Annotated in this window: 19 protein-coding genes; all 19 read right to left on the reverse strand. The window is 35.4% G+C overall.

Annotated elements, in window-relative coordinates:
* Positions 1-54: 54 nt before the first annotated feature.
* Positions 55-1,656, reverse strand: coding sequence for a daptomycin-sensing surface protein LiaX (gene liaX / locus JZO69_RS05365; protein WP_207111864.1), 1,602 nt, complete (start codon positions 1,654-1,656; stop codon positions 55-57).
* 248 nt (positions 1,657-1,904) lie between these two features.
* On the reverse strand, positions 1,905-3,203 hold the full coding sequence (locus JZO69_RS05370) for a pyrimidine-nucleoside phosphorylase (RefSeq protein WP_207111865.1): 1,299 nt from the start codon (positions 3,201-3,203) through the stop codon (positions 1,905-1,907).
* 20 nt (positions 3,204-3,223) lie between these two features.
* Positions 3,224-4,405, reverse strand: coding sequence for a phosphopentomutase (gene deoB / locus JZO69_RS05375; RefSeq protein WP_207111866.1), 1,182 nt, complete (start codon positions 4,403-4,405; stop codon positions 3,224-3,226).
* A 31-nt stretch (positions 4,406-4,436) separates the two neighbouring features.
* A complete protein-coding gene (locus JZO69_RS05380; protein ID WP_207111867.1) occupies positions 4,437-5,618 on the reverse strand; it encodes a NupC/NupG family nucleoside CNT transporter in 1,182 nt (393 codons plus the stop codon).
* 69 nt (positions 5,619-5,687) lie between these two features.
* Entirely contained in the window at positions 5,688-6,356 is a 669-nt protein-coding gene (deoC, locus tag JZO69_RS05385; RefSeq protein ID WP_207111868.1) for a deoxyribose-phosphate aldolase, read from the reverse strand.
* A gap of 146 nt (positions 6,357-6,502) precedes the next feature.
* Positions 6,503-7,441, reverse strand: a complete 939-nt coding sequence (gene deoR, locus JZO69_RS05390; RefSeq protein WP_207111869.1) for a DNA-binding transcriptional repressor DeoR — start codon at positions 7,439-7,441, stop codon at positions 6,503-6,505.
* A 70-nt stretch (positions 7,442-7,511) separates the two neighbouring features.
* On the reverse strand, positions 7,512-8,273 hold the full coding sequence (locus tag JZO69_RS05395) for a tyrosine-protein phosphatase (protein ID WP_207111870.1): 762 nt from the start codon (positions 8,271-8,273) through the stop codon (positions 7,512-7,514).
* A 15-nt stretch (positions 8,274-8,288) separates the two neighbouring features.
* The gene (gene uhpT / locus JZO69_RS05400) at positions 8,289-9,659 is read right to left on the reverse strand and encodes a hexose-6-phosphate:phosphate antiporter UhpT (RefSeq protein ID WP_347401572.1); all 1,371 of its coding nucleotides are present in this window, start codon (positions 9,657-9,659) and stop codon (positions 8,289-8,291) included.
* 204 nt (positions 9,660-9,863) lie between these two features.
* Positions 9,864-10,535: a phosphate signaling complex protein PhoU gene (gene phoU, locus JZO69_RS05405; protein WP_207111872.1), complete on the reverse strand. Its 672-nt coding sequence runs from the start codon at positions 10,533-10,535 to the stop codon at positions 9,864-9,866.
* A gap of 21 nt (positions 10,536-10,556) precedes the next feature.
* A complete protein-coding gene (gene pstB, locus JZO69_RS05410) occupies positions 10,557-11,315 on the reverse strand; it encodes a phosphate ABC transporter ATP-binding protein PstB (RefSeq protein WP_207111873.1) in 759 nt (252 codons plus the stop codon).
* A gap of 10 nt (positions 11,316-11,325) precedes the next feature.
* Entirely contained in the window at positions 11,326-12,126 is an 801-nt protein-coding gene (pstB, locus tag JZO69_RS05415; protein ID WP_207111874.1) for a phosphate ABC transporter ATP-binding protein PstB, read from the reverse strand.
* 16 nt (positions 12,127-12,142) lie between these two features.
* On the reverse strand, positions 12,143-13,027 hold the full coding sequence (gene pstA / locus JZO69_RS05420) for a phosphate ABC transporter permease PstA (RefSeq protein WP_207111875.1): 885 nt from the start codon (positions 13,025-13,027) through the stop codon (positions 12,143-12,145).
* The gene (pstC, locus tag JZO69_RS05425; RefSeq protein ID WP_207111876.1) at positions 13,027-13,947 is read right to left on the reverse strand and encodes a phosphate ABC transporter permease subunit PstC; all 921 of its coding nucleotides are present in this window, start codon (positions 13,945-13,947) and stop codon (positions 13,027-13,029) included. The genes pstA and pstC overlap by 1 nt, the downstream gene beginning before the upstream one ends.
* Positions 13,948-14,326: 379 nt before the next feature.
* Positions 14,327-15,181 (reverse strand): phosphate ABC transporter substrate-binding protein PstS, encoded by an 855-nt coding sequence (locus JZO69_RS05430; protein ID WP_207111877.1) that lies wholly within the window; start codon positions 15,179-15,181, stop codon positions 14,327-14,329.
* 193 nt (positions 15,182-15,374) lie between these two features.
* On the reverse strand, positions 15,375-16,823 hold the full coding sequence (cls, locus tag JZO69_RS05435; protein WP_207111878.1) for a cardiolipin synthase: 1,449 nt from the start codon (positions 16,821-16,823) through the stop codon (positions 15,375-15,377).
* 103 nt (positions 16,824-16,926) lie between these two features.
* Positions 16,927-17,811: a permease-like cell division protein FtsX gene (gene ftsX / locus JZO69_RS05440; protein ID WP_277989624.1), complete on the reverse strand. Its 885-nt coding sequence runs from the start codon at positions 17,809-17,811 to the stop codon at positions 16,927-16,929.
* Positions 17,804-18,490 carry a cell division ATP-binding protein FtsE gene (gene ftsE, locus JZO69_RS05445; protein WP_207111880.1) on the reverse strand — a complete coding sequence of 229 codons (687 nt, stop codon included), beginning with the start codon at positions 18,488-18,490 and terminating at the stop codon, positions 17,804-17,806. Before ftsE ends, ftsX begins: the two co-directional genes overlap by 8 nt.
* 107 nt (positions 18,491-18,597) lie before the next feature.
* A protein-coding gene (gene prfB / locus JZO69_RS05450) for a peptide chain release factor 2 (RefSeq protein WP_207111881.1) occupies positions 18,598-19,699 on the reverse strand; the annotation gives its coding sequence in 2 pieces (ribosomal slippage) (positions 18,598-19,626 and positions 19,628-19,699; 1,101 coding nt in all).
* A gap of 78 nt (positions 19,700-19,777) precedes the next feature.
* The gene (secA, locus tag JZO69_RS05455) at positions 19,778-22,309 is read right to left on the reverse strand and encodes a preprotein translocase subunit SecA (RefSeq protein ID WP_207111882.1); all 2,532 of its coding nucleotides are present in this window, start codon (positions 22,307-22,309) and stop codon (positions 19,778-19,780) included.
* Positions 22,310-22,466 lie beyond the last annotated feature (157 nt).

The following is a 22,466-nucleotide window of genomic DNA, read 5'->3' on the forward strand; positions in this document are numbered from 1 at the left end:
CTTAACTTTTGATCAGAGGATTTAACACTTTTAAACCTTCACTGTTCTACACATTTATTTATCTGTGTCTTTTAAATAAATGTTTCCTGTTGTTGTAGAAGCATTGATTTGAGCCATATCATCATCATTCAAACGTCTGAATTGTAGTAATTGATTGGTTCTTTCTTTCTTTTCACGAATAACTTCGTAATCACTTAAACGGCTATTGATACTGCCTAAGCTTGTTTTTACTGTACCTTCGACACCTAATTCATTTGGTAATGCGATTTTCACATTTCCGTTAACCGAACTTGCTTCTACTTTACGTAGTGTTTTTTCTTTCGCTGTAATACGGACATCCCCATTAATCAATGAAACACCGATTGTTTGTGGTGTTGCAGCAATCATTACAGTACCATTAACCGTTTCAATGATATTGTCTAAGATGTCACCATCCAAGACTTTGATATCACCATTCACACCTTCGATCTCAAGCATTGTTGCATCGATTTTATTAAAGGTGATTGATCCGTTTGTTGATTTAGTGTACACATCTTTTGCTTTTAGTGTTTCGACGGATACATTTCCGTTTAATAACTTAATTGACACATGATCAAATGTACGTTCAGGTAAGTAGAAAATTAGGTCTGCACGAACACGTTTGTTCGGAATTTGGAATGAGATCACTTCATCATCCACATCGATTTGGCTTCTTTCCAAGAAAGCTTCCAGTGGGGTTTCAGCGTCCATTTTACCATAAAGTTTGATTTTTCCTTCTACTTTAACATCTGGCTGATCCCATGTTTTGAACACGATATTTCCATTTGCTACTTTGACATCAATTAAACTTGCAAGTGGTGCTGGATAATTAAATTCATGTTCGAATTTTGTTGTAGCCACACCTGGAACTTTGAAGCTAACATCTTTCCATTCCATGTTATCATTCATTGTTTCTGAAAATGTGTTAAAGGTCTTCTTAAGGAATGAACCTAATTGAGAACCTGCTTCACTCATTTTTTCTCCGACTTGATTGATTGTATCTGTCGCTTGATCTTTCCAATCATCAGGAATATCAAATTTTGAAGCAACACGATCTTTGGTGCCAGACCATTGTTCTTTACGAATATTTTTTAATTCTGCTTCCAAAGCGATTTTTTCTTGATTTCTTTCATCTAAAGAATCTTCTAAAGACTTGATTTCTGTTTCTAATGAAGATCTTGTTGCTAAATCTTCTTCTGTTAACTCACTTAATTCTTCTTTAGTGTTTAATTCCATCAATTTTTCTTGTGCTTCTTTGATTTCCTCTTTAACACCAGCAATTTCAGCGTTGACTTCGTCTAATTCAACCGAAGTACGATTGGCTTGTGTTGCCAAGTCATCAAGAATCTTTTCTAAACGTTCATGATCTTGTGCTTCTTTTGCTTTTACTTCTTCATCAGAAATCTCAGGTTCGACGAAGTCTTCAGCTTTTTGATTTTCTAACTTATTCAATAAATCTACGACTTTATCATTTTCTTTTGTGTCAACAGTTGGATTTGTTACGTTTACTTGGTCGGCAGCTTTTTTGATTTGTTTTTCATCTTTTTCTGTCGCCATATTTTCTAATAATACTAAAGCTTCCTCTGAAGATAGGATACCTTTTTTAACTAAGTCTAATACTCTTTCTCTTTCTTTCATGGAAATTGCCTCCTTAGCAAATTTTTCACCCGAGGGTGTTTTCCTTATGTACCTATTATGCCTTCTTTTTTGATGTTTGTCATAGGACTTAAGAATGAATTTTATCTTGTACTTCCGTACAGTATCAAAAATAGTTCCCTAAGTACAAAAAAAGAAGAAGATATCTCTGGTTGAGTTTTATCTTCTTCTTTCAATATAGTAGGCTAAGCGATCAATAATTCTGAAAGCTTCTATATTATTAATTGTTTTTATGAGATTTGTTTGTAAATCAATTTAGGTGCTTGTCCTGTATTACCGATTTGTATATTCTCTTTGATCATCGCTTCGACTTCAGAAACATCTGTTTTGTTTGCATGAATCGTTACAAGAGAATCTCCAACTTTAACATTGTCGCCAATTTTTTTATTTAATACTAAACCAACAGCTAAATCAATTTCATCTTCTTTTGTTGCTCGGCCAGCACCTAATTTCATTGCGGCAACCCCAATAGCATCCGCTGTGATTTCAGATACAACACCGTCTTTATCTGCAGTTACTTCAAAAGTATACTCAGCTTGAGGCAATAAGTCAGGATTTTTCACCCATTCAGGATTACCACCTTGGTTTTTAACGAATACAGCAAATTTATCTAAAGCTGAACCATCTTCGATGACTCCAAGAAGCATTTGACGTGCTTCATCTAGAGAATCTGTTTTGCCAGCTAAAACAACCATTTGACTACCTAAAGTTAATACTAACTCAGTTAAATCTTCTGGTCCATTGCCTTTCAACGTATCGATTGCTTCTTTGATTTCTAAAGAGTTCCCAATTGCAGCACCTAAAGGTTGAGACATATCAGAAATGATAGCCATTGTTTTTCTGCCAACTAAGTTTCCAATGCGAACCATTGCTTCTGCTAATTTTTCAGCATCTTCTTCGGTTTTCATGAACGCACCAGCACCTGTTTTAACATCTAAAACAATTGCATCGGCACCCGCAGCAATTTTCTTGCTCATAATTGATCCGGCAATTAATGGAATAGAACTTACTGTTCCTGTTACATCCCGTAAAGCATAGATTTTTTTGTCAGCGGGTGTTAAGTTACCTGACTGACCAATAACAGCAATTTTATCTTTATTGACGATATTGATAAATTCTTCGTCACTGATTTCAATATGGAAACCGTCAAATGATTCTAATTTATCTAATGTACCACCAGTATGACCTAAACCACGGCCAGACATTTTAGCAAATGGAATATCTAATGCTGCGATAAGTGGTGCCAACACTAATGTTGTTGTATCACCTACACCGCCGGTAGAATGTTTATCAACTTTTACGCCTTCAATTCCAGATAGGTCAATGACGTCACCAGAATCAACCATTGCAAGTGTTAAGTTTGCGCGCTCTTCATCTGTCATATCTTGGAAATAAATAGCCATCAATAATGCGCTTGCTTGATAATCAGGAATTGTTCCTGCTGTATAGCCATCGATAAAAAATTGAATTTCTTCTTTTGTTAATTCAAATCCGTTACGCTTTTTTTCAATAACATCGACCATTCTCATTTTTTTCACCATTCCTTTTTTTATTTTAAATCGCCTAAGAAGCTGGTACCATAATCTGGCATATTTACATTAAAGTTATCCGCAACTGTTGCACCAATATCAGAAAATGTTTCTCTTACGTTTAATTCACAACCATCTGTGAAACGCTTAGAGTAAACCAATAACGGTACATACTCCCTAGTGTGATCTGTTCCCTTGTACGTAGGATCATTTCCATGATCCGCTGTAATGATCAATAAATCGTCTTCTTTTAATTTAGCAAAGACTTCTGGTAAACGTTGATCAAATTCTTGTAGTGCTTGTCCATAGCCTAAAGGATCTCTCCGGTGCCCAAATACAGCATCAAAATCAACTAAATTTAAAAAGCTCATGCCACAGAATTCTTTGTCGAGTAATTCGATAAATTTATCCATACCATCCATATTTGAAACGGTGCGAATACTTTCAGTTACGCCTTCACCATCAAAAATATCAGATATTTTTCCTAAAGCAATTGAATCTAAGCCGTTGTCTTTTAATGTATCCATCACTGTTTTATCAAAAGGTTTTAACGCATAATCATGACGGTTAGCTGTACGCTTAAAAGTTTCTTTTGATGATCCTACAAATGGTCTAGCAATAATACGACCTAACATGTATGGCTCATCTCTAGTGATTTCTCGCGCATATTCACAAATGCGGTATAATTCTTCTAGAGGAATGATTTCTTCATTAGCTGCAATCTGTAAAACAGAATCAGCAGAAGTATAAACAATCAGCGCCCCTGTTTTAAGTTGCTCTTCGCCTAGCTCTTCAAGAATTTCTGTTCCGCTTGCTGCTTTGTTGCCAATGATTTCTCTTCCAGAAAATGATTTGATTTTTTCTAACAATTCATCAGGAAATCCATCTGGGAAAACACGGAAAGGTTTATCTATGTATAAACCCATAATTTCCCAATGACCTGTCATTGTATCTTTACCAGCAGAAGTTTCCTGCATTTTTGTATAGTAACCTAAAGGCTTCTCTACTTTTTTTACGCCATCAATTTCTTTAATGTTGGATAAACCTAAGCTTTCCATATTTGGCAAGTCTAATCCATTCATTTCTCTGGCGATATGACCTAATGTATCTACATCAAAGTCGTCAAAGGCATTTGCATCTGGCGCCTCACCAATTCCTACAGAATCCATCACAACAACATGTATTCTTTTAAATTTTTCCATTTCTTTTCACCTCATCAATTAAAATTGGAGATTAATAAAGTAGTCCAACGATCGTTGCTGTTAGACAGCTAACAAGTGTTGCCCCAAATAGTAATTTTATCCCAAAGCGAGCAACCACATTTCCTTGTTCTTCATTCAAACTTTTAACAGCGCCCGAGATAATGCCGATTGAAGAGAAGTTTGCGAAAGAAACTAAGAAAACAGATATAATCGCTGTCGTTCTGCCAGTGAATTCGATCGAACTTGAAGTTAAATTGGTCATGGCAACAAACTCATTGGATACTAGTTTTGTTGCCATGATACTTCCAGCATCTACTATTTCATTTGCTGGTACACCCATCAAGAATGCAAATGGTGCAACTAAATATCCGATAATATCCTGGAACGAAATTCCGAAAATTCCTTTAAAAATCGCGTTGATCATCGTAATAACAGCTACAAAACCAATCAGCATTGCAGCAACCGTGATCGCCACATGGAATCCGTCCATGATGTATTCTCCTAGCATTTCAAAAAAGGATTGTTTTTTTTCATCTTTTACTTCTAGAACGTCTTCTTCCGGTGTCACTTCATATGGATTGATAACTGATGTGATGATAAATCCTCCAAATAAGTTTAAAACGATAGCAGTTACCACGTATTGTGGTTTTAGTAAAAACATGTATGAACCTATAATTGCCATCGATACAGTAGACATTGCTGAAGCACATAAGGTATATAAGCGATGTTTCGGTAATAATCCCAGCTGTTTTTTCACAGAAATAAATACTTCTGACTGTCCTAAAATAGCCGATGCCACAGCATTGTAAGATTCTAACTTGCCCATGCCGTTTACTTTACTTAAAGCAAGACCAATGTATTTCACAATAAATGGAAGGATTTTAAAATACTGTAAAATTCCAATTAATGCTGAGATAAAAACAATCGGTAACAAAACACCAATAAAGAATGAGCTTTCATCTGGATTGATCAAACCTCCAAAAACGAAATTTACACCTTCAGCAGCATATTGTAATAAATTGTCAAATCCTTTGGCAATTCCTTCTATAACAAAATTACCTACACTTGTATTTAACAGTACAAATCCTAAAATAAATTGCAAAATCAGCATAACAATAATCGGCCTGATTTTAACCTTTTTACGATCATTACTCGTTAACCATGCTACTCCGATAAAAAATAACAAACCTAGACACCCAATTAAATACTTCATCTTCTCCTCCAATTGAACTCGTTTACATTCATTTGTAAAAGTAAGCAGAATGCTTACTTTATTCTTTTTTTAGTAACCGTTACCTTGATCTGATGTTTCGCCAGAAACAATTGAAACACCTGCACTTGCACCAACTCTTGATGCACCTGCTACGACCATTGCTAGTACTTCTTCTTTTGTTCTAACGCCGCCAGAAGCTTTAACACCAATGTTAGGTCCTACAGTTTTTCTCATTAAGGCGATATCTTCTGTTGTTGCTCCACCAGTTGAAAAACCTGTTGATGTTTTAACAAAATCTGCGCCTGCTTTAACTGATAATTCAGAAACTGTTACAATTTCTTCTTTTGTAAGTAGACATGTTTCAAGAATTACTTTTACAAGAACATTTCCTGATGCTTCAACAACTGCACGAATATCCGCTTCAACTGTATCTAAATCGCCTGATTTTAATGCACCTACATTGATTACCATGTCAACTTCAGTTGCACCATTAGCAATAGCATTCTTAGTTTCAAACGCTTTTGTTTCAGATGTATTTGCACCTAAAGGAAAACCAATCACAGTACAAACATCAACACCTGTACCTTCTAATTCAGTACTAGATAACTTAACCCAATAAGGATTCACACAAACTGAAGCAAACTGATATTTTTTTGCTTCTTGGCATAGTTTTACGATCATATCCTTTGTTGTTTCGGGTTTTAACGCTGTATGGTCAATCATTTTTGCAATAGCCATTACTACACTCCTTTAGTTTTGATAATTGTATTATACACCCGACCAGAACATTTGTAAACACAACTATGAAATTATGTTCAATTTATGCAAAAATAAATAGGAACGGCTGATGACTACGTTCCCATTTATACTTAGCTCAGTATGTTTTACAATTTCAGTAAACCTTCAGCAGCACTTTGATCAATAATCAGCACATTTGCATACTTGCCTGCTAAAGCACCATCGATTGCTTCAATCTTTCGTGAGCCACCAGCTACTAAAATCGCCTTTTCCTTTTCTCTTAGTTCAGATAACTCAATACCAATTGTTCGTTCATTGATCTTCTGACTGCAAATTTCTCCTTTGCTGTCAAAAAAGCGCGAACAAATATCCCCGACGGCTTGTGTTTTAAGGAGCTTCTGTTCTTCCTCGCTAAAATAACCCAAACGAAATAATAACGCTTCATCTCTAACTGTTCCCACTGTAAATAACGCAATATTGGCTTGTTTTCCTTTTGTGATAATTTTTTGAATATGGCGGTCTTGTTCTACCATTTTTTTCACTTCTGCATTGTCAAAAATAACTGGTAGCGGCAATTGTACGGCCACAGTCTGAAAAGCTTTTTCAAATAATGTTAATGTTTCGTTAGCATAAGTATTTACATTAGAATGGCTGATTCCACCCTTTAATTGAACGATTTCCACGCCTACTCTTTCCTGAGGATCGAGTTTCCTTGCAATTTCATACATTGTCGTGCCCCAGCTAACGCCCAGAATATCTCCATTTTTAATGGTTTCTTCCAAATATTCAGCGGCATATGAGGTAAGATACTCTGTGATCACCTGATAATTTGTTTCAGGAGAGAACACAACGTGCACTTCTAATAAGTCATATTTTTCTTTGATTTTTTTTTCAAGTTCAAACAGATCGGAAAAAGGGTCAGAGATTGTAATCTGCACATAACCTTTTTCCTTGGCATAATTCAGCAATCTAGAAATAGTTGGTCGGGAAACGTCTAATTTTTTGGCGATTTCTTGTTGACCAAGACCAGATTGATAATACAATCTAGCGGCCTCAATACTAAGTTGTTGTTTTTGTTTATCCATTTTTATAATCCGTTCTTTTTATTTTCCTTAATTATAGCAAGAAAAAATGAGGAAAACAAACGACACTTCCTTAGTCAATTAAATAAATACGTCTAAATTCTTCAAGTTTTTCTTTATCAAAGTTCAAGCATTCAGCGGCATAATTTTCTGCCGTGCCAAAATGTTTCTCAATCAAATGGAATGCATGATCCAAATAATCTTCTTTCACATAAAGCGCTGTTGCTAAAGATTCTAACTGTTCTTCACTAAAGCCTTGCTCTCTAAACTGCTGAACCAATTCATCATTGGCTTGTTTTCTTTCTGTATTTGTCACTAGGAAATCTTTATAAATCTCTTCTTTTTCCACATCTAACAATAACAATAATAAGGCTGAAGCATAACCTGTACGGTCTTTTCCAGCAAAACAATGGAAAATTGTTGAACCATTTTTATTTGCTAAGATATAGTCCATAAATTCTGTAAAACCTTCTTGTGCTCCTGGATTTAAGATCAGATCTTCATAAACACCCAACATATGCTTATCGACAGCTTCAATCGATTTTAATTTAGCAAAATCAGCTAAACTCGAATTTTTAGCGTTCATTTTCCCAAGCAAATCTAAATTGACATATTCCACATCTTCAACCGGTGTATCTGGTGACTCACTGATTTCAAACTCACGTCTAAAATCAATGATTCTTGTTAAATTAAATGTGTCGGTCAACGTTTTTTGTGTTATTTTATCCAAATTAACTAAATGGCCTGAACGTAATAATTTCTTTGGTTTAACCGTTTTTCCTTCTTTATTTTTAATACCGCCTAAATCTCTAAAATTCGTAATTTGTACATTCATTTGTTTACTCCACCTTTATGCGTTTACTTTTTTTCTTCTTTTTTCTTCTGCCAATGCTACACTTCCCAAGAGAACTACAATAATTACAATTGAAATATAGAAAATAATAAAGGTATCATTCCAACCATGTAGCACGTGACCAAAGAAATTCACCCCATTTTTAGATGGATCAGAAATTTTTGCTAATAAGATCTTAGCCATTGAATCACCGAATAAATAAGCAAAAGCGCCTAATAATCCTCCTGAAACAACTGTTGCTTTTTTCGGCACAAATCCTAACATAGACAAGTTGATCAATAATTGTGGACCAAAAATCATCATCCCTAACATGAATAATGACACATTGATCACAAGTTCCGTTGTGCCAAGTTGATAGCCAATAATGCCAATCGGCAATAAAATAGTACTGATTGTAGCAACTAAAGCGGGACGTCCTTTAAGTAAATCTGAGATATAACCCCAAGCTAAACACCCGACTAAAGCACCCATTTCAAAATAGAAAATTGTTTGAGCAGCTGCTTCTTGTGAAAAGTTAAGATGTTCTGTAACGTATAAAGGCGCCCAATTATCTATCCCAATACGGACAATATAGACAAAAACGTTTGCTACACATAAAACCCAAATATATGGATTTGTTAATAAATACTTTTTAAAAATTTCCCATTTCGTTAAGTTTTCAGCATCCACATTTGCTTCTTCAATTGGTTCGCCAAAAATCTCTTCACTTGAATTCCAGCCTAAATCTTCTGGTCTGTTTTTACCAATAAAAAATGTAACTACAGCAACCACTGCTGCAACGATTGCTGGAATAATAAACATTCCTGCTACTTGTCCTTTGAAGAAAGTCGTTGCACACCATACTGCAAAAATCCCTGCAAAACCACCACCGATATTGTGAGAAGCATTCCATAAACCGATATATCGCCCACGATTGCTTCTTGTGGTCCATTGTGTGATAACAGAAGCACTACTCGGCCCACCTACACATTGGAATAATCCATTCAAAGACCACAAAACAACGATCCAACCCATTGGTACATTGTTCATCGTAAATAATAGCCCCAAACATAAAACAGTGATCGAAGATAAGAACAATAAGATAGACAAAATTTTCTTTGTATTTTTACCATCTACAATATAACCAACAATAAATTTACCAAATCCATAAACAATCGAAAAAACAAAACCGATGTAGCCAAGATCTGTTGTTGTAAGCCCCAATTGACTTTTCAATAGTGGCTGTGCTGCTTTAAAGTTATTACGAATCATATACATCGTTATGTATATAACTACTACAACTAAGAACGGTTTCATAAATTCTTTAAACCATCTTTTTCTTTGTTCAGCAATCGTTAGCTGATTTGTTTTACCAACTTCAATATTCACTTCTTCCAAATTTTTCACCTCAAACAAAATAATTATAATGGTCAGCGCTTTCCAATATAATTGTATAATACATCTTGGATGAAATAATGTAAATACAATAATGAAATTTCGTTCAAAATGATTTCTTTTCTGAAAATTATCTCCTAATTTACTTTTTTACGAAAAAATACCCTCGACAACTTATCGAAGGGTATTTTTTGCTACTTATTCATCATGGTTGCTATTTAACTCTGTAATTTTTCCTGTTGCTAGATAAACGATCCATTCACAGATATTTGTCACATAGTCACCGATACGTTCTAAATACGTTGCTACATGCAGATAATCCGTTCCACTGATAACTGTTTCTGGATTCGCCTGCATTGCTTTAATAGAATGGCTATAAATACTATCAAAGTATTCATTCACTCTTGTATCCATTTTAGCGATCATTCGAGCATCTTTTTGATCTGTTTTTACATATGCGATCAATACATTATCAACCATTTTCTTCACATAATCAGACATATCAGAAATTTCTTTTTCAATTTCAGGAATTCTTGTTTCTCCTTTTAAGCGAATCGTTGATTTAGCAATCGATACAGCATGATCCGCCATTCTTTCTAAATCAGAACTAGCTTTCATTACTGTAATGATCATTCTTAGATCAGTTGTTACTGGTTGTTGTAAAGCAATCATTTCAAAACTTTTCTTTTCTAGTTTTACTTCCATATCGTTGATTTCTACATCATAATCAATTACTTCGTTAGCAATTTTTTTATCATGGTTGATATAAGCACGTACAGATTTATGTACTACATTACTGACCATCATACCCATTTCATAAAATTGATTATGCAAATTCAATAATTCTTCTTCAAACTGGCTGCGCAACATTTGTTTTTCCCCCTTTATTGTTTAACCGAATTTTCCAGAAATATAATCTTCTGTTTGTTTTTCTTTTGGATTTAAGAATATCTTTTTTGTATCATTAAATTCTATTAACTCGCCTTGTAAAAAGAAGGCTGTTTTATCAGAAATACGAGACGCTTGTGACATATTATGAGTCACCATGATCATTGTATACTTTTCTTTTAAAGTTAACAGCATATTTTCGATTTTACCACTAGAAACAGGGTCTAGCGCACTTGTTGGTTCATCTAATAAAATAATTTCAGGATCAACAGCTAAAACCCGTGCTATACAAACACGTTGTTGTTGTCCGCCAGATAAAGACAATGCACTTTTATGCAGTTTATCTTTCACATCGTCCCAAACAGCAGCCGCTTTTAAACTTGTTTCAACCGCTTCATCTAAAACTTGTTTGTTTTTTTCACCTTTTAAACGTAACCCATAAATCACATTCTCATAGACAGAAAATGGAAAAGGATTTGGCTGTTGAAAAACCATGCCGATTTCTTTACGCAAATCGACGATATCCGTTTTAGGACCATAAATATCTTTTCCTTTGTAAACCACACTTCCCGTGATTGTCACACCTGGAATCAAATCATTCATTCGATTCAATGAACGTAGGTATGTTGATTTACCACAGCCTGAAGGTCCGATCATAGCAGTGATTTCGCCTTGATTGATGCTCAAATCAATTCCTTTTAAGGCTTCTTTTTTACCGTAATATAAATGTAAATCTTTTGATGAAATAATCTCTTTTGTCATCTTGCCCCTCCTAACCAAAATGTCCAGAAACATAGTCTTCTGTTGCTTGAATTTTTGGTCGTGTAAAGATTTTTCTTGTTTCATCGTACTCAATTACTTTTCCCAAGTAGAAAAAGGCAGTATAATCACTGATACGGGCAGCTTGTTGCATATTATGAGTCACGATAATAATTGTGTAATCATCTTTTAAATTCACCAATGTTTCTTCCACTTTACCAGTTGAAATCGGATCTAAGGCACTTGCCGGTTCATCCAAAAGTAAAATATCTGGTTTCATCGCAATTGCTCGGGCAATACATAAACGCTGCTGTTGACCACCAGATAAAGCTAACGCACTTTTATCTAAGTTATCTTTGACTTGATCCCAAAGTGCAGCTTGTTTTAAGCTGGTTTCAACAATTTCATCTAGTTTTTTCTTATCTTTTTCGCCGTGCTGTTTTAAAGCAAATGTGATATTTTCATAAATTGATTTACTAAACGGATTTGGACGTTGGAATACCATGCCAATTCGTTTACGCATTTCATAAACATCGACCTCTTTTGTATTGACATTTACGCCTTTATACATGATATTTCCAGTTACTTTGGTATTCGCAATTCCATCATTCATACGATTTAATGAACGTAGATATGTCGATTTACCACAGCCAGAAGGACCAATCAAAGCGGTGATTTTGTTTTTTTCAAATTCTAAATCAACACCTTTGATTGCTTCATTATCGCCATACCAAACGTGTAGATCATCGGTATGCAAAGCAATCGGCTCAGGTAATTTAATAATATTTGTGTCATTTAAATTATATTCTTTCATTCTGATTCCCCTAACATTAGGCTGATGTCATTCTTTTATATAATCTGTTTCCGATAAAGCGTGCGCCGAAATTAAATAGTAAAACGACTAAAATCAGAACAGCAGAAGCACCCGCAGAAACAGCTGCTCCATCCGGCATTGTGCCTTCTGTATTGATTTTCCAAATATGGACCGCTAATGTTTCAGCTTGACGGAAAATACTGATTGGACTTGAGACACTCATTGGATTCCAATTGCTGAAATCAAGTGCTGGTGCGCTTTGTCCTGCAGTATAAATCAATGCAGCTGCTTCACCAAAAATTCTTCCAGAACTCAAAATTACACCTGTTAAAATTCCAGGTAACGCTTCAGGAACAACAACTTTAGTCACCGTTTCCCAACGAGATAAACCTAGCGACAACCCAGCCTCACGCTGTGTATAGTGAACTGCTTTTAATGACTCTTCAACATTTCTAGTCAATAAAGGTAAATTGAAAAAGGTCAAAGCCAACGCACCGGAAATGATCGAAAATCCATAACCGATTTGTACAACAAAAATCAAGAAACCGAACAAACCAACAACCACTGAAGGTAATGAACTTAAAATTTCAATTGACGTACGAATCACATCTGTTATCCAGTTTTTCTTGGCATATTCAGATAAATAAATCCCAGCTCCAAGTGAAATAGGAAAACTGATCAACATCGTGATCAACAATAAATATAATGAGTTAAATAATTGAATTCCGATACCGCCGCCTGCTTGATACGCTTTTGAAGGTTTCGTTAAAAAGTCCCAAGAAATATGAGGGATTCCTCGAACTAAGATATAAAGTAGCAAAGCTGCCAAAATTAAAACAATCACACCAGAGATCGCATATAGAACACCTGTTGCAAATTTATCTGCTTTTTTTGCATTCATTATTTCAAGGCCCCTTTCCTACCAATGATCCGAATAATGATATTGAAAAGTAACGACATCAACAGCAAAATCAACGCAAGTGACCAAAGTACATTGTTTTCTACTGTTCCCATGATCGTATTTCCGATACCCATAGTCAAAATACTTGTTAATGTTGATGCAGGTGTTGTTAAGCTAGAAGGCATAATTGCTGCGTTTCCGATAACCATTTGAATCGCTAAGGCTTCTCCAAATGCACGAGCCATCCCAAAAACGACTGCTGTTAAAATTCCAGGAACAGCTGCTCTTAAAACGACTTTGTAAATTGTTTGCCAGCGAGTCGCTCCCAATGCAAGAGATGCTTCACGATAATGACGAGGAACTGATTTTAAAGCATCAACGGTCATTGTTGTCACCGTTGGTAAAATCATAACAAATAGTACAAATGTCCCAGCTAAAATCCCAAATCCTGTACCGCCAAAAATGGAACGAATAAACGGCACGATCACCGATAATCCAATAAATCCATAAACTACAGAAGGAATCCCAACTAATAGTTCAATAACTGGCTGTAAAATTTTTGATCCTTTTTTTGGTGAAATCTCTGTCATAAAGACCGCAGCCCCAATCGCAAATGGCGTTGCAATAATTGCAGATAAAAACGTTACGATAAAAGAACCTGCAATCATCGGCAAAGCTCCTACCATAGGATTACCATCCGTTCCTGTTTCACTCGGATTCCAATTTGTACCGAATAAAAAATCAGAAAGTTTAATTTTATTAGTAAAAAAGGTTGCTAAGCCTTTACTTGCAACAAAATAAAAGATCGATAAAACAACCAAAACAATCAAAGCGATACAAAGAAAACTAATAAATTTCCCTCGTTGTTCCATTCTTGCGCGCTTTGATTTTGTTAACAATTTCTTCTGCACATCTTCCAAGAAAATTCCTCCTTAAATTAAAAGCGTAGCAGGCTCGTTCAGCCTTGACTGAAAAATAGGAAAATATGACTGAGGTGCTTTTTGCCTCATTCATATTTTATCTTTTTTCCGAAAGGCTAGCCTGTCAAGCTAGATAAAATAAAAGCGTAGCAGGCTCGTTCAGTCTTGACTGAAAAATAGGAAAATATGACTGAGGTGCTTTTTGCCTCATTCATATTTTATCTTTTTTCCGAAAGGCTAGCCTGTCAAGCTAGATAAAATAAAAGCGTATCATACTCATTACTTTCCATAATAAAATCAGTGTAACTTTTTAACATAAATTTGCGTTTAATAACATGTAAATCTTATGTTAAGTTTGTAAATTTTGTGTAAAGGTCGATTATTTGATAAGATTCCCTTGCCAATCTCGTTCAACTTCCATTTTGGAAACTGGAATATACCCTAGTTGTCCAATGATTTTTTCTTGTACATCATCTGATAACATGAAGGCTAAGAATTCTTCAGTCAATTGTTTTGGTTTGCCTAGTGTATACATATGTTCATATGACCAAACCGTCCATTTATTGATTGTAACATTCTCGTCCGTTGGCTTTACACCATCAATACTTAAAGTATTTACTTCATCATTAACATAAGAGAACGCTGTATAACTGATCGCTCCAGGTGTATCTGCAACAATAGAACGCACCATCCCGCTAGAATCTTGTTCTTGTGCTTGAATTGCTGTTTTACCATCTAATACCCATCGTTCAAAAGTTGCACGCGTACCACTTCCAGCTGCACGATTTAACATAACGATAGGGATATCTTTACCACCAACATCTTTCCAGTTTGTTATTTCACCTAAAAATATTTTTCTAAGGTTTTCTAATGAAATATCTGATACTCCAATATTTTTGTTTACGATTGGCGTGACTCCTACTACAGCAACTTTGTGATCAGTCAATTTAGAGGCATCGATCCCCTTTTTCTCCTCTGCAAACAAATCTGAGTTGCCGATGTCAACAGCACCAGACTGAACTTGGCTTAAACCTGTACCACTTCCGCCTCCTTGAACATTGATAAAACGGCCAGGATTCTGATTTTGATACTCTTCAGCTGCGGTTTCCACTAAAGGTTGTAACGCGGATGAACCTACTGCTGTGATCGATTCACCTCGATCAATCCACTTGGCACAGCCTGACATAGTTAATATTCCAATTAGACTAATAAATAATAGCATTTTCTTTTTCATTTATCTGTTAATCCTCCAAACTCAATTCAATCAATTCATTTTAACATTAACTTTTTAAGATGAAAATTATAAGTTGCTAAAACAGGATTTTTTTTATAATAAAATAACAGTACTCTCGCTCAAAAAATACGAAATAAGCAAAAAAAAAGTGTGACAAAAGGAAAAATACTTTTGCCACATCTTCTTATCTCAATTATAACAATGGTGAAATTAGACGAGCTAATCCTTCCTTCAGCTTGATGAGCAAACCACGATTACGGTATTTTTCTTCTGTTAGAAGTACAGATACTTTGGAATCTTCATAAAAAGCATCTCTTACTTCTTCTGAAAATTCTTTATCATAAATAATCGTATTGACTTCAAAGTCCAAACGGAAAGAACGTACATCGATATTTGCTGAACCAACTGAAACGATTCCACCATCAATGATCATTGTTTTCGCATGAATAAAGCCATGCTCATATGTCTCAATAATCGCGCCATATTCTAACAGTTCAGCTGAAAATGAATATGTCGCCCAATAAACCAACATATGATCCGGTTTGTTTGGTATTTGCATACGAACTTTGACACCTGATAATAAAGCTAATTTCAGTGCTTCGTGGATGGAAGCATCTGGAATATAGTACGGTGTTTGAATCAAGATTTCTTTTTTAGCAATCGAAATCATTTTTAAGTAGGTCATCTTGATTTGTTCATGTTCTGAATCTGGACCACTTGTTACAACTTGAACTGCTTTTTTCCCATCAGCATAAATTGGAGGAAAAAAAGTCTTCTCATAGCTTAATTCTTCTCGATGTTGAGAATTCCAGTCCATTAAAAAACGATTCTGTAAACTATAGACAGCTTCACCATGAATGCGTAAATGGTTATCACGCCAATAGCCAAATTTCTTGACTGCACCTAAATATTCATCACCTACATTAAAACCGCCAGTGTAACCGATTTTCCCATCGATCACAACGATTTTCCGATGATTTCGATAATTGATTCGCGGATTCAAATACGGGACAAACAACGGAAAGAAAAAAGCGATTTCTCCGCCAAGTTTTTTTAACTCTTCAAAAAATTTCATATTTACCTGAGTCGATCCCCACGCATCTAGAAGCAAACGAACTTTCACACCACGTTTAACAGCGTCGATCAATTCTTTACGAATTTCTTTTCCTAATGTATCTCCACGGTAAATGTAATACTCCATGTGAACATGATCTTTCGCTTGACGAATATCTTTGATTAAGCCGTCAAATTTTTCTCTACCATCTGTGTACAAACGAATTTCGTTATTTGTTGTATATAATGAACTTTCAAATACAGTCAACATGTATATCAGTTGCTTTGAATCCACTTCTCCTGTTGGTGGATGCGGAAATAATCCTCTTAATAATGATTGTTTCTCAAATTCTATTTCAGCATTCATTCCGATTTTTGCTTGCATCTTCATGTCAAAAATTTTATCTTTTGATATGCCTCGTCCTAAGAAAATATACAGTATAAATCCCAAAACTGGAATAAACATCAATACAAGTAGCCAAGACCATGTCTGGGCTGTTTGTTTTCGCTCTCTAAAAACAATAATCAACGATAATAGCATATTAGCAATAAAAATAATAACAAATAAATTATCATATAAAAATTTCATTCATTCACCCCAATCACTTTATTCATTGATCCCCTTTTAAAGCATAACGAACTTATGAAAATAAGTAAAGAAAAAGCAGACATAAGTGTCTGCTTTACTCTAACTATATTTTTAAGAAACGACGCATTGAAATGATTGAACCTAAAGAACCAATCGTCATACCCACGACTACCATCAATAAATCTAATTGCCAAATAAATGATTCAGGTTTTAATAATGAATAATTTGAACTTAACAACTGTGGATTAAACATCGTGTAGAACTTTTGATAACCAAACGTTAATACTAAGATTGGGATAACGGCTCCTAATAGACCTATCCAAGCACCTTCTATAAAGAAAGGCCAACGAATATATCCATTTTTAGCACCTACCAAACGCATGATTTGAATTTCTCTTTGACGAGAAATAATCGTGATACGAATCGTATTAGAAATCAAGAAGACTGCCACAAATAATAGTAAAAGTGCTGCGCCTAATCCCCAAGTTCTTACTTTGCTTGCAATACTAAAAATCTTATCTGAAGAAACGCCACCGTAATCTGCTTTAAATACATTTGGTAGCTTAGCTGCTTTTTCTGAGATTTTTTTTGTATCTGATGGTTCTTTTGCACTTACAAGATATACATCATACAATGGGTTGCTGTCACCTTCGAATAAGTTCCACGCTTCACCCATTTGGTTTTGGATTTTCTTTAATTGTTTATCTTTATTTGAATATGAGATTGTTGCAACATTATCGATTTTATTTAATTCTTTTTCAAGTTTTTGCATTTCATCTGGTGTCGTACCGATGTCCACAAAAACTGATACTGTTACGTTTTCTTCAATATCTTTTGCTAATTTTGTTGCATTGAAAATTACTGCCATAAAAATCCCAACAAGGACTAAAGTAATCGTAACAGCACTGGCAGACGCAATCGTCATCCACCCATTACGTTTTAAACTTTTGATACTTTCTAGGACGTGAGAAAAGAACGTTCTAATCATCGTAGCCATAGTCTCCTTCCGCTTGGTCTCGAATAATTCGGCCATTTTCGATGGCGATTACGCGATGACGGATCGTGTTTACAATCGTGCTGTTGTGTGTTGCCATTACAACCGTTGTTCCTTGCGCATTGATCCGGTCTAAAAGTTTCATGATTTCCCATGAGTTTTCCGGGTCAAGGTTTCCAGTCGGCTCATCAGCAATTAGCACTTTCGGTGTATTTACGATGGCACGTGCAATAGATACACGTTGCTGTTCCCCACCAGATAATTCACTTGGAAAAACGCGCACTTTGTGTTTTAACCCAACCAAATCAAGAACTTCCATTACTCTTTTCTTGACGTCTCTTGGTTTACGACCAATAACTTGCATCGCATAAGCGACATTTTCATAAACAGTTTTTTTCGTTAATAGTTTGTAATCCTGAAAGACGATTCCGATTTCTCTTCTAAGATAAGGAACTTCAGCATTTTTTATTTTCATTAAGTCATGACTAGCTACTTTCAAGCGTCCTTTTGTTGCTTTTTCTTCACGGTACATCAATTTAATAAATGTCGATTTCCCGGCTCCGGAAGGTCCAACAACATAAACGAATTCACCTTGTTTTATTTCCACTGAAATATTTCGAATCGCAGTTGTACCATTCGAATATTTTTTCATTACATCTTTCATTTCAATCATGGCGTATTCTCTCCATCTCTGTTTTCTAGACTATCAATCATTATAACATGACTTTGTTTCAAGGCTCTTTCAACAGTTTACAATTTTGTTTCATTTATGTGAATTAATCAATTTAATTTCTGCTTTAAGTAAGCATCAATAAAACCATCTAAATCTCCATCCATTACTGCCTGTACATTTCCAGTTTCATAATTGGTTCTATGATCTTTGACCATTGAATATGGATGGAAAACGTAAGAACGAATTTGTGAACCCCAGCCAATCTCTAGTTGTTCACCGCGTAGTGAAGCTGCTTCTTGCGCTTTTTTATCCATTTCTAATTGATAAAGTTTCGCTTTTAGCATGCCCATTGCTTGTTCACGGTTTTTTAGTTGTGAACGTTGTGCTTGGCTGGCAACTACTGTGCCTGTAGGAATATGAGTGATTCGGACAGCTGATTCTGTTTTATTAATATGTTGACCTCCAGCTCCGCTGGCACGATACGTATCAACTTTTAAATCATCTGTATTGATATCAATCTCAACATTTTCATCTAATTCAGGCATAATGTCAACTGAACAAAATGAAGTGTGTCGGCGTTTCGCTGAATCAAAAGGTGAAATACGAACCAAGCGATGAACGCCTTTTTCAGATTTCAAATAGCCATACGCATTATACCCTTTGATCAAAAGCGTAACACTTTTGATGCCTGCTTCATCTCCAGATTGATAATCTAAAGTCTCAACTTGAAAGCCATGACTTTCAGCCCAACGAGTATACATTCGAAGCAACATACTGCCCCAATCCTGTGACTCCGTACCACCAGCTCCTGGATGAAGCTCCATAATAACATTATTTTTGTCATAAGGTTCGTTCAATAATAAGGAAAGCTCATAGATACTTAATTTTTCTTTTAATGCCAATAACCGTTCTTCTAATTCACTTTGTGTATCTGGATCAAATTCTTCTAGCTGCATCTCACTCATAATTTCTAATTCTTCCAACTCATCAGCGAATTGATGGAATTGTTGGAATTTTTCTTTATGAACATTGGTTTCATTGATTAACTGCTGGGCGGTTTCTGAATTATCCCAAAACTCTGGCTCTGCCATTCTATTTTCAGCTTCTGCGATGTCTTCTTCTAACTGATCTAAGTCAAAGAGACCCCCTGAAGCTCGTGATTGATTGATTCATTTCATCTAAAATAGTTCGAATTTCAGCATTTTCCATGATAGTTTCTTCCTTTCGGTTTTATCACTCTGTTTCAAAATAAACGAAGGTGAGACGAACGCCTCACCCTAGTTAATATTACATATCTTTACCATGACAATTTTTATATTTCTTACCGCTGCCGCATGGGCAAGGATCATTACGACCTATTTTTTCATCAACATGGATTGGTTTCTTTTTAGCACTTGTGTTGCTTTGGACTTCTTCTTCATCAGTTGGATGAACTGCTTCCCCTTGTGCTACTTGTTCACGTTGAACGTTTTGACGAATTTCTGATTTCATAAATAAACGAGTGACTTCAAACTCAATTGCTCCGATCATTTCTTCAAACATGTTGTAACCTTCTGTTTGATATTCAACCAATGGATTATTTTGACCGTAAGCACGTAGACCTACAGATTGACGTAATTGATCCATTGCATCGATATGATCTGTCCATTTTGTATCTACAACACGTAGAATAACTACTTTTTGGAATTCTAGAATTTGTTCTGGACCGTTTAATTGTTCTACTTTCACATCATAAACTTCTTGAGCACGTTTTACTAAATACTCTTTGATCTCTTCTGGTGATTTTCCATCAAGATCAGTCTTAGTAATAGAATCTTCGTGTACTAATGTTGAAGCTGCGAAATCTACGATGCCATCAAGGTTCCAGTTTTCTTTTTCTAATTGTGTATGGCTATCAACAACACGAGTAATCGTACGTTTTACCATGTTCAATAATGTTTCAGTCAGCTCTGTATCTTCCATGATCACTTCTTGACGTTGCGCGTAAATAACCTCACGCTGTTCACGCATTACATCATCGTATTGTAAAACATTTTTACGTGTATCATAGTTATTACCTTCCACACGTTTTTGTGCAGATTCTACTTGTTTGCTTAACATTTTACTTTGGATCACTGCATCTGATTCTTCAATGTTCATGCGATCTAAGAAAGCTTTGATTCGTTCTGAACCAAATCGTTTCATCAAGTCATCTTCAAGTGATAGATAGAATTGAGAAACCCCAGGATCTCCTTGACGACCAGCACGTCCACGTAACTGATTATCAATACGGCGTGATTCGTGACGTTCAGTACCAATAACAGCTAAACCACCAAGTTCGATAACACCAAGACCAAGCTTGATATCGGTCCCACGACCAGCCATGTTGGTAGCAATCGTAACAGCACCTTTTTGTCCAGCATTCATGATAATTTCAGCTTCTTTAAAGTGATTTTTCGCATTCAATACTTCGTGTGGCACTTTTTCTTTGTTTAGTAATTCTGATAATAATTCAGAAGTTTCAACAGCAACAGTACCAACTAAAACTGGTTGGCCGTTATGGTAACGCTCTTTGATATCTTGAACAACTGCTTTAAATTTACTTTGTAGTGTTGGATAAAGTAAATCAGCACGGTCATCACGGATAATTGGACGGTTTGTTGGAATTTGGAAAACTTGAATATTATAGATTTCACGGAATTCTTCTTCTTCCGTTTTAGCAGTACCAGTCATCCCAGCTAATTTTTTGTACATACGGAAATAGTTTTGGAATGTGATTGTCGCCATTGTTTTTGTTTCGTCTTCGATCTCTACAGCTTCTTTGGCTTCGATTGCTTGATGCAAACCATCTGAATAACGACGACCGTCCATGATACGACCAGTAAATTGGTCAACGATCAAGACTTTGCCTTCTTGAACAACGTAATCAATATCACGAAGCATAATGAAATTCGCACGTAATGCTTGATCCATATGATGCGTTAACGCTGTATTTTCAATATCATAAAGGTTTTCTAAACCAAAGTTTTCTTCTGCTTTTTCAATACCAGCTTCTGTTAAGCTGATTGTTTTAGATTGAACATCGATTTTGTAATCTTCTTCTTCTTTTAGACGCTTAACAAAATTATCTGTACGTGTATAAAGAGCTGTTGATTTTTCTGCTTGTCCAGAAATAATTAACGGTGTACGAGCTTCATCGATTAAAATTGAATCGACCTCATCCACGATTGCATAATTCAACGGGCGTTGTACCATTTGGTTACGGTAAACCACCATATTATCACGCAAATAGTCAAAGCCTAATTCGTTATTGGTACTGTATGTGATATCACAATTATATGCATCACGTTTTTCTTCTGAAGTCTTTGAGTTGATGTTCAAACCAACTGTCAAACCTAGGAAATTATACAATTCACCCATCTCATCTGAGTCACGAGTTGCTAAGTATTCATTAACGGTTACTACATGAACCCCTTCGCCTGTCAATGCATTTAAGTAAACTGGCATTGTAGCTGTCAAAGTTTTACCTTCACCTGTTCTCATTTCAGGAATATTTCCGTCATGTAAGACGATACCACCCATCAATTGAACATGATACGGATATAATCCTAATACACGTTTCGCTGCTTCACGTACAACCGCAAAAGCTTCTGGCAATAACTGATCCAGTGTTTCGCCTTTTTGGTAACGAGCTTTGAACTCATCTGTTTTTGCTTTTAATTCTTCATCGCTCAATGCAGCAGTAGCTGAAGCATGAGTCTCTACTTGGTTAGCAATACCATCCAAGCGTTTTAATTCTTTTTTATCATTTTCAATTATCTTTTTTAAAAAATTCGCCATGTTTTTAAGTGTTCCTTTCAGTAAACTCTATTTATTTTTTGCACTAAATGCACAATCATCCTTTCCATTTTATCACTAGTTGGTAAGAAAGGAAATAACTTCCCTTAATATTAATCATATATTATGTCTTTTTTTATGTATATGCACTAAAAATAAG

Origin of the sequence: Candidatus Enterococcus ikei, assembly GCF_017316105.1 — a bacterium.
Classification (GTDB): domain Bacteria; phylum Bacillota; class Bacilli; order Lactobacillales; family Enterococcaceae; genus Enterococcus_L; species Enterococcus_L ikei.